Below are 7,255 nucleotides of genomic sequence, written 5' to 3'. Positions count from 1 at the left end.
CAGGATCTTCCCCACGCTCAAGCGCCCCCGTGACGGTGGTGAGGAACTCTGGGGGCAGCCCCCAGCTTCCTGTCTGGCTGGCTTCGATGATGAACTCCCGAGCTATGTTCTCCAGGGCCTCGATCACCTTGCTGGCTGCCGGTAGATTAGTGCTCTCCCAGAACCGATACAGGTCTCCTTCAACCTCATGATCATCGCTTACAAAGCCTGCCAGCCGGCCCGTGCCGTTCAGCCATCGCACAGCGGATATCGCGACGACCTCAAGGGGCACCCACCAAGTGCGTTCATCGACCTCTTTCTCGGCCGCCAGCGAGGCATCCCGAATCGAGGGCTCGAAGACTTCCCACCATAGTCGATCAGCATCTACCTGGTACCCATCCTGGTGGAGCGCAGCAGTGATATAGCCAGCAAGCGAAATAGCGTTGAGACGACCTTCAGTCCAGGTCTTCCGTTCAGCGACACCCAGCTTGATCTGTGTGCTTGTGATCTCGGAAAAGTCGAGAGTCATCGTGCTTCCGACGATCCGGCTCATGAGTGTGTTCATGACAACTTATCCCCCTCAGCACGGCAGTTGTTCGAGACGTCGCAGCAGGGCCGCGCGCTCACGTGCCGGCACACCAATGGTGAAACGGTCCAGAAACTGGTCGAAGACTTCTCGGCGACGCAGGTGATGACGGATCCTTCCAAGCAGGTCCAGCAGCGACTCCCATGCTTGTTTACCTGGCTGGGCAAGCCATCCTTCTGCTGAGAGTCGGCGATAGAGCATGGCCATACGAGGCCGCACCAGATCGGCCGGGCATGAATCCATGGCACGGTGCCATTCCTGCCGAGCCTGAGCCATGACCTCATGTTTGGTGGCAGCTGTCGCTGTCTGGATATCGCCCTCTCCACCGAGCCAAGCGGCGAGGTATGCGCCTGTGCTCTTTATGCGCAGAACAACGAAGCGCGGCTCTGGCATGGCCAGGTGGAGCGCTTCCTGCCAGCTGTTGGCGCTGATGTAGGCAGGCATCGAGCAATCCACCTGCAGCGGATAGCAAGCGACTTTCATGAGCCCATCGCCGAGGCTGTTGGACCGATCGTGATCTTTCCAGATCAGGCGGCCAGAGTCTCCCTTGCCGATGTCGGCAGCCTGTGGCTTTGCGCTACTGGTGGTATACTGGATTTGCATGTCGGCCTTCCTCTCTTTGTCGGTTTGGTTGCCGATGTGACATGCCCTCGGACTGTTGGCGCAGTCGCGGGGGCGATTTGGTTCTACGCCTTGTGGCGCTTCACATATTCCTCGAGTGCTGCACGGATCAGATCGGCGCGACGTACATCTTCGCCGGCCTTCATCCGTCGCTTTCTGACCATTTCATCCAGATCATCGCGTGTTTCCTGCCTGACCCGGGCGCTGATGTGAACCAGGTTCTCTGGCATCGTCTTTTCTCATGACCTCATTGTTGTGTTCGCGTGTTACGTGGACACATTAGCTCGAGATAAGGGGCAATGCAAGCCGTGTGGAGTGGATTAGGACGATGCGCGGTCAGCCGATAGGCGTTGCATCGGCTCGTTGCACTGCAGGGGGCTTGCGGTGGTAGCGATGACATGGCCGCTCGGCGTTCAGCCCCTGGGCTCATGCCTCGATAGAATGAGCGCCACCTTCTCAACTGCCGCATCCAGCCCTTTGTGATCGCCGCAATCGCGGAGCTCCACCAAGTCGCCCATCAGGTCGAGCAGTTGCCATCGGGTGGTGAGATCCATCACCGGGCGCGTTGTGCTTGCCGGCTGCGGCGTAGTGCTCGGCTGTTGAAAATTGATCACATCACCCATTTCTCACCTCCCCACGCACCCCTTGGTAACTTAGTAAGGTCTCCATTTTCTGGAGCCGTAAACTTTCCGAAATCGGCGCGAATGCTCCATTTTCTGGAGCGTTCCCCATCGATGGATGTGCCGCTTCGTGCAACTGCTCCATTTTCTGGAGCAACGCACTCCATTTTCTGGAGCCGGTCAGGATCGAATTCAACATGCCCATCTCCTCGGTGGTGTAATCGTGTCGGCAACATCGAGCTTGCCGGCACACGGGTCGATCGGCTGCCAGGTGATCGCGTACAAGGCGCAGCGGGCTCCTTCCCGCCCTATCACGGCATCCCTGGTTTTGATCACCAGACGACGCTCCTGGAGTTCCTTGAGGGACTTCGCGAGCGTGGTATGGGACATGCCGCCCCAGGCCTTCATCGTGGTGAGAGTGGCTGACAAATCGCCATTGTTCTTGCCGTTGTACTGGCTCAGCAGAGCCATCAGCACCTTGATGCTGGAGGGCGAAAGACCGCGGAAGTCTTCGTGCTCCATGACCACCTTGGGCAGGGCGACGTAGCCGCCCTGCCACTTGGTCTTGGCGGTGCCGCTTTTCGCCATAGGGTCAAGCCCCGCTGGCGAGGCAGTAGCGGCGGATCCACTTTCCGGGGCGGCCTGGCCACGGGTGGCGCTCTGAGGTGATGCAGTAGCCCTTCTGGCGCAGCTCTCGCACTGCTGCAGGGGCATGAGCAATCCTCAGCTGCCACTGGAGCTCCGCGGCGCTCATCGGGCCTTCCCGTAGCGCCGCTAGAACGCGGCCCATATGTGAGGTAGGATCAACTTCTGGAAGTGTTTTGGAAGTGTCCCGGTCGCCCCAACGGCCGGGATTTTTCGTTACGGTATTCATTACGCCACCCCCGCCTGCTCTTCTTCCCACGCCTCGAGGTCAGCGAGACGCCAGCGAGTGCAGCTCGGTCCTAGCTTGATGGGAGAAGGAAATATGCCTTCCCTCGCCCAGCGCCAGGGTGTTGCTCTGCCAATCTCGTACCGCTCGGCTACCTGCTTATCACTGAGCCACTTGCTGGCTGTGTGTGTTGCCTGCTCCATCTGAGTCACCTTGTCTCATCAGCTATCGACAGGCCGAGAATGGCAAGAACGGGCAGGCCGAACAGTTCGAAAGCAACAAAGAACAATTGCATTCGCTTTTTGCGAGAGGAAAAGGCATTCAATTTTGGCGCGGGTGAATTGAATGCCTACAGTTTCCGCGAGTCAGATTTGCAGGGTGTCGAGCTCGGCCGCCTTGCCTACAAGATCATCGAGGTAACCCTGTTCTTGCGCCAGACGATGGAAAAAGCCACCAACGGTCCTTGAGGGACGCATATCCAGCTCACCGAACCTTCCATCAGGGAAAAGCGCTTGAGCCATACACTTGGCGGTTATCTCCGAGCGAGTCAGGCGAGCCCACGTCTGCAGGTCTGCATAGGCAGCGGCGCGGTAATCAAAGAGTTTTCGAACCTCGGAAGGCCGAACCTTTGGCATGGTGCCCGGGTCCGAGTAGTTGGCGACAAGGTAGCGTCGAACTGCTTGTACTTCAGCATCAATAGTGGGGTGGCCCTCTAAAATCACGAGGCTGCTTCCGTCATCACCATACATTGGTATATGCGCAAACATTTCATCGCGGATTTCTTCATAGTCCCATCCGCTTTGCACGGACAGAGATCGCGCTTTTTCTTCCTCGCGGGTTATTAGAGCCGAATTCTCTTTCATGAAATTCAAAGCATCCCACAGGGTGGCCAAGTGCACTTCAGACCCAAGGCTAGAATAGTAGGCATCTCCCAATATTTCTTTTGCTGCAGCTCTGGCATACTCTGAAATTTCTTCTTCTTCACGATCCCGACTGTCGAGTGAGGCGGCCGTCTCGTGGTCATGGCGTTCATGGCGCTGTACCATCATGACAGCCATCATGGGCTCCATGTGGAAGCGCTCATATGGGGCTTGAGATGCTCGCTCTAGCTGGTCAAGCGCTGCTTCGATTTCAGAATTTGAGGCAATATATCTTCTGCCCTCGCCCTCGTACACCAGGGCCTCGGAAAATCGCCACATAAAGAATCGATCATCAATGGCATAGGCCGCTTCGTGCGGGTTTTTATCGTGCCAGTGGGTGTATGGCTCAATATCAAACCACTCGGGCAGCTGAGATACGTCGCGGATCTTCTTGACCATTGCGCTACTCCTCACGCACTCCATTTGAAGAGGCTGGCCAGTGCGGTGGAGTATCCGCACGTTCGGGAGCTACCCTAGGCCAGCCAACACGGTGCGGCTGTGCCGCCTGTGTCCCGGTCGCTTATGATGGATCTCTCGCTGAGTGAGCCGGCATCCTGACCATAAGCTGTTGCATTCGTTTCATCGTTTCACACGTCTGCCGACCGCAGCGCGACGACTTCTCCCTTTGGCTGCGGCATGTCGCAGAACCTTGCCCAGTCCTGCATCAGCTTTGCCCGCTTCTCCATCAGGTCGCCGCGGCGATAGGCTGCTTCGGCGGCGTTCTTGATCGTGTGGGCCAGGGCCATCTCGCAGACGTGATGCGGGTAGCTGGTGCGCTCGGCAGCCCAATCGCGGAACGTCGATCGGAAGCCATGAACGGTGACGTCAATCCCCATACGCTTGAGCACGGCAGCCAAGGCTGCATCGCTGAATTTGCCGCCCTTAGGGGCTGGAAAGACAAGCTCCGAATCGCGCGGCAGGCGCTTTAGCAGCGCAAGGGCTTCCTTGGAGAGCGGCACGCGATGTTCTTTCTCGGCCTTCATGCGACTCGCCGGTATGGTCCAGACGGCGTTATGCAAGTCGATCTCGGCCCAAGCAGCGCCCCGAACCTCGCCTGATCGTGTAGCGGTCAGAATGGTGAACTCCAGGGCTAGAGCAGCAACGCCCTTATGCCGGCGCAGGTTCGCCATGAACACGCCCATGTCATCGATGGGGAGCGCCTTGTGATGCTTCACCTTGGTGACCTTCGACGGCTTCGGCAAGATGGCGTCAAGGTTGCCCTTCCAGCGTGCCGGGTTGTCGCCGGAGCGATGGCCTTGAACAGTTGCCCACGCCAGGACTGCCTCGATGCGCTGTCGTACCCTGGTCATGGTTTCGGTCTTGGTTTCCCACTCAGGCTTGAGCACCCTCAGCACGTGAGCGAGATCCACGTCGCCGATGGCCATCATGCCCAGCACTGGATAGGCGTAGGTCTTGAGCGTGTTTTCCCACTGCTGGGCATGCTTGGCGTTGCGGGACTCGGCCTGCTTCTTTCTGATGACCTCCGCGGCGCATTGCTCAAAGGTGATCTCGCGGACTTGCTGGGCAAGCAACGAACTGCGGAGGGCTCGGCGCTCCGCTACCGGGTCAATGCCTTGCCGGATCTTCTCTCTCGTCTCCCTCGCGCGCTCACGAGCGGCGGCAAGCGTAGTGTCGGGGTAGCCACCAAGGCCAATGTCGCGGCGCTTGGCGCCGACGGTGGCACGTAAGACCCAGGATCGGGCGCCAGTAGCGGTTACCTGCAAGCTGAGACCAGCCACCCCACCAACAGCGTAGAAGCCGGGCCCTGTGAGCCGCTTCACCTCAAGGGCTGAGAGCTCGCGTGCCTTCTTAGGCATTTTCTGCCTCTCCCATCAATGTACCCATCAAAAAAGAAGTACTTGGATGATAGGCCACGATACTAATTCATACAAGCGATGTCAGGAAGGATGCAGGGTTATGCCATAGGTTATTGAATAATATATGATAGATAAGGCTTGGTGAGACGGCTTGAGACGCTAATTTTGAGCCGGAGAGGCGGGCTGTCCCTCCGCCACCCAGCTTACGAAAACCCGCCCTAGTGGCGGGTTTTTGCTTTGCCGTACTTTTACTCCCCTCTCAGGCGTAACTTCCAGCTCCTGCGAACAATTTTCATCTATTGCAGCGCAATATCGAGTGATAAAATAGCGGCGGTTTTCCTCCCCTACTCCATTCCAGGAACACATCCATGCCTATCGGCTTTTGTTCCCTCGCCAAGCGCCGGGGTCTCTCCCGGTGGCTGGGCATTGCCCTGCTCGCAATTCTCTCGTTACTGTTCAGCCCGTCGGTCTTTGCCGTTACGGGCAGCCTTGCCATGACTGGCTCGGCCGTCGGGTTTCTCGCCGTCATGATCTTTGTCCTGGCCTATGCGCTGGTCATGGCCGAAGAAAAGCTGCATATGCGCAAGTCGAAACCGGTGCTGGTGGCCGCCGGTTTGATCTGGGCGATGATAGGCTGGGTCTACGTTCAGGCCGGTATGCCCGAGCAGGCCGAGCACGCCTTTAGAGAGACGCTGCTCGAATTCACCGAGCTGATGCTCTTCCTGCTTGTGGCGATGACGTATATCAACGCCATGGAGGAGCGCCGCGTCTTCGACGCTCTGCGTTCATGGATGGTGCGCAGGGGTTTCAGCTACAAGCAGCTTTTCTGGCTGACGGGCGTTCTTGCCTTCCTGATTTCCCCCATCGCCGACAATCTGACCACCGCCATGCTGATGTGTGCCGTGGTTACCAAGGTAGCCGAGGGCGACAAGCGCTTCATCAACCTTTGCTGCATCAACATCGTCGTTGCTGCCAATGCCGGTGGCGCATTCAGCCCCTTTGGGGACATCACCACCCTGATGGTGTGGCAGGCGGGCATCGTACAGTTCTACGAGTTCTTCACGCTGTTGGTGCCCTCGCTGGTCAATTTCCTGATCCCCGCGGTGGTGATGAGCCTCTTCATCAACAACCGCAAGCCAGAGGGGGTCTACGAAGACGTGTGGCTGAAGCGCGGTGCACGCAGGATCATCGCCTTGTTCCTGCTCACGGTTGCCACGGCGGTCGCCTGTCACACCCTGCTTCACTTGCCGCCGGTACTGGGCATGATGACTGGACTGGGCTATCTACAGTTCTTCGGCTACTACCTGCGCCGCAGCCTGCCCGTGTCACTCGAGCGCAAGCGTGCCCGATACACCGCTCGGGGGGACGAGCGCAAGCTGGCTCAGCTGGGCAGCGTGGTACCCTTCGACGTGTTCAACCGCGTGGCACGTGCAGAGTGGGACACCCTGCTGTTTTTCTACGGCGTCGTGATGTGCGTCGGCGGGCTGGGCTTCATGGGCTACCTGGGTTTGGTGTCGGAAGCCCTCTACAACGGCTGGAATCCTACCGGGGCCAACATCGTGCTGGGGCTGGTCTCTGCGGTGGTGGATAACATACCGGTGATGTTTGCCGTTCTGACCATGCAGCCCGAAATGTCGCATGGGCAATGGCTGCTGATCACACTGACGGCCGGCGTAGGCGGCAGCGTACTGTCGATTGGTTCAGCCGCCGGGGTCGCCCTGATGGGACAGGCGCGCGGAAATTACACCTTCATGGGCCACCTGCGCTGGGCACCCGTCATCCTGCTGGGTTATGCGGCGAGCATTGCCGTACACCTGTGGCTCAACGCCTCGAGTTTTGCT

At 58.5% G+C, this 7,255-nt stretch carries 11 protein-coding genes; 1 reads left to right on the top strand and 10 read right to left on the bottom strand.

The annotated features are described in order from the left end of the window. From AC2VNO_RS09025 to AC2VNO_RS08980, 10 genes are all read right to left on the bottom strand, one after another. A partial coding sequence (locus tag AC2VNO_RS09025; RefSeq protein WP_486933822.1) for a hypothetical protein occupies nt 1–544 on the bottom strand: 544 nt, incomplete at its 3' end. Nucleotides 545–559: 15 nt separating this feature from the next. Continuing rightward, nucleotides 560–1,168 carry a hypothetical protein gene (locus tag AC2VNO_RS09020; RefSeq protein ID WP_486933821.1) on the bottom strand — a complete coding sequence of 203 codons (609 nt, stop codon included), beginning with the start codon at nt 1,166–1,168 and terminating at the stop codon, nt 560–562. 83 nt (nt 1,169–1,251) lie between these two features. Further along, on the bottom strand, nt 1,252–1,416 hold the full coding sequence (locus AC2VNO_RS09015) for a hypothetical protein (protein ID WP_486933820.1): 165 nt from the start codon (nt 1,414–1,416) through the stop codon (nt 1,252–1,254). 183 nt (nt 1,417–1,599) lie between these two features. Further along, entirely contained in the window at nt 1,600–1,809 is a 210-nt protein-coding gene (locus tag AC2VNO_RS09010; protein ID WP_486933819.1) for a hypothetical protein, read from the bottom strand. Next, nucleotides 1,802–2,005 (bottom strand): hypothetical protein, encoded by a 204-nt coding sequence (locus tag AC2VNO_RS09005; RefSeq protein ID WP_486933818.1) that lies wholly within the window; start codon nt 2,003–2,005, stop codon nt 1,802–1,804. The genes AC2VNO_RS09010 and AC2VNO_RS09005 overlap by 8 nt, the downstream gene beginning before the upstream one ends. Continuing rightward, nucleotides 1,999–2,394: a MarR family transcriptional regulator gene (locus AC2VNO_RS09000; RefSeq protein ID WP_486933817.1), complete on the bottom strand. Its 396-nt coding sequence runs from the start codon at nt 2,392–2,394 to the stop codon at nt 1,999–2,001. Before AC2VNO_RS09000 ends, AC2VNO_RS09005 begins: the two co-directional genes overlap by 7 nt. Nucleotides 2,395–2,398: 4 nt before the next feature. Further along, entirely contained in the window at nt 2,399–2,596 is a 198-nt protein-coding gene (locus tag AC2VNO_RS08995; protein ID WP_486933816.1) for a helix-turn-helix domain-containing protein, read from the bottom strand. An 83-nt stretch (nt 2,597–2,679) separates the two neighbouring features. Further along, nucleotides 2,680–2,880, bottom strand: coding sequence for a helix-turn-helix transcriptional regulator (locus AC2VNO_RS08990; protein WP_486933815.1), 201 nt, complete (start codon nt 2,878–2,880; stop codon nt 2,680–2,682). A 162-nt stretch (nt 2,881–3,042) separates the two neighbouring features. Further along, complete coding sequence (locus AC2VNO_RS08985; protein ID WP_486933814.1) at nt 3,043–3,996, bottom strand: hypothetical protein; 954 nt, start codon at nt 3,994–3,996, stop codon at nt 3,043–3,045. A 188-nt stretch (nt 3,997–4,184) separates the two neighbouring features. Next, a complete protein-coding gene (locus AC2VNO_RS08980; RefSeq protein ID WP_486933813.1) occupies nt 4,185–5,414 on the bottom strand; it encodes a tyrosine-type recombinase/integrase in 1,230 nt (409 codons plus the stop codon). A 368-nt stretch (nt 5,415–5,782) separates the two neighbouring features. On the opposite strand from AC2VNO_RS08980, the gene nhaD reads away from it, so the two are divergent. Then, nucleotides 5,783–7,255: sodium:proton antiporter NhaD (gene nhaD, locus AC2VNO_RS08975; RefSeq protein WP_486933812.1), on the top strand; the 1,473-nt coding region annotated here is incomplete at its 3' end.

Source organism: Halomonas sp. TH-94, from assembly GCF_057473365.1.
The sequence above is the reverse complement of the archived record's forward strand: the minus strand, read 5'-3'. Positions and strand labels throughout refer to the sequence as shown.

Bases quoted from the DNA above. Each gene is read 5' to 3' on its own strand.
- AC2VNO_RS09020 (WP_486933821.1), bottom strand. From the start codon at position 1,168: ATGCAAATCCAGTATACCACCAGTAGCGCAAAGCCACAGGCTGCCGAC.
- AC2VNO_RS09015 (WP_486933820.1), bottom strand. From the start codon at position 1,416: ATGCCAGAGAACCTGGTTCACATCAGCGCCCGGGTCAGGCAGGAAACA.
- AC2VNO_RS09010 (WP_486933819.1), bottom strand. From the start codon at position 1,809: ATGGGTGATGTGATCAATTTTCAACAGCCGAGCACTACGCCGCAGCCG.
- AC2VNO_RS09005 (WP_486933818.1), bottom strand. From the start codon at position 2,005: ATGTTGAATTCGATCCTGACCGGCTCCAGAAAATGGAGTGCGTTGCTC.
- AC2VNO_RS09000 (WP_486933817.1), bottom strand. From the start codon at position 2,394: ATGGCGAAAAGCGGCACCGCCAAGACCAAGTGGCAGGGCGGCTACGTC.
- AC2VNO_RS08995 (WP_486933816.1), bottom strand. From the start codon at position 2,596: ATGGGCCGCGTTCTAGCGGCGCTACGGGAAGGCCCGATGAGCGCCGCG.
- AC2VNO_RS08990 (WP_486933815.1), bottom strand. From the start codon at position 2,880: ATGGAGCAGGCAACACACACAGCCAGCAAGTGGCTCAGTGATAAGCAG.
- AC2VNO_RS08985 (WP_486933814.1), bottom strand. From the start codon at position 3,996: ATGGTCAAGAAGATCCGCGACGTATCTCAGCTGCCCGAGTGGTTTGAT.
- AC2VNO_RS08980 (WP_486933813.1), bottom strand. From the start codon at position 5,414: ATGCCTAAGAAGGCACGCGAGCTCTCAGCCCTTGAGGTGAAGCGGCTC.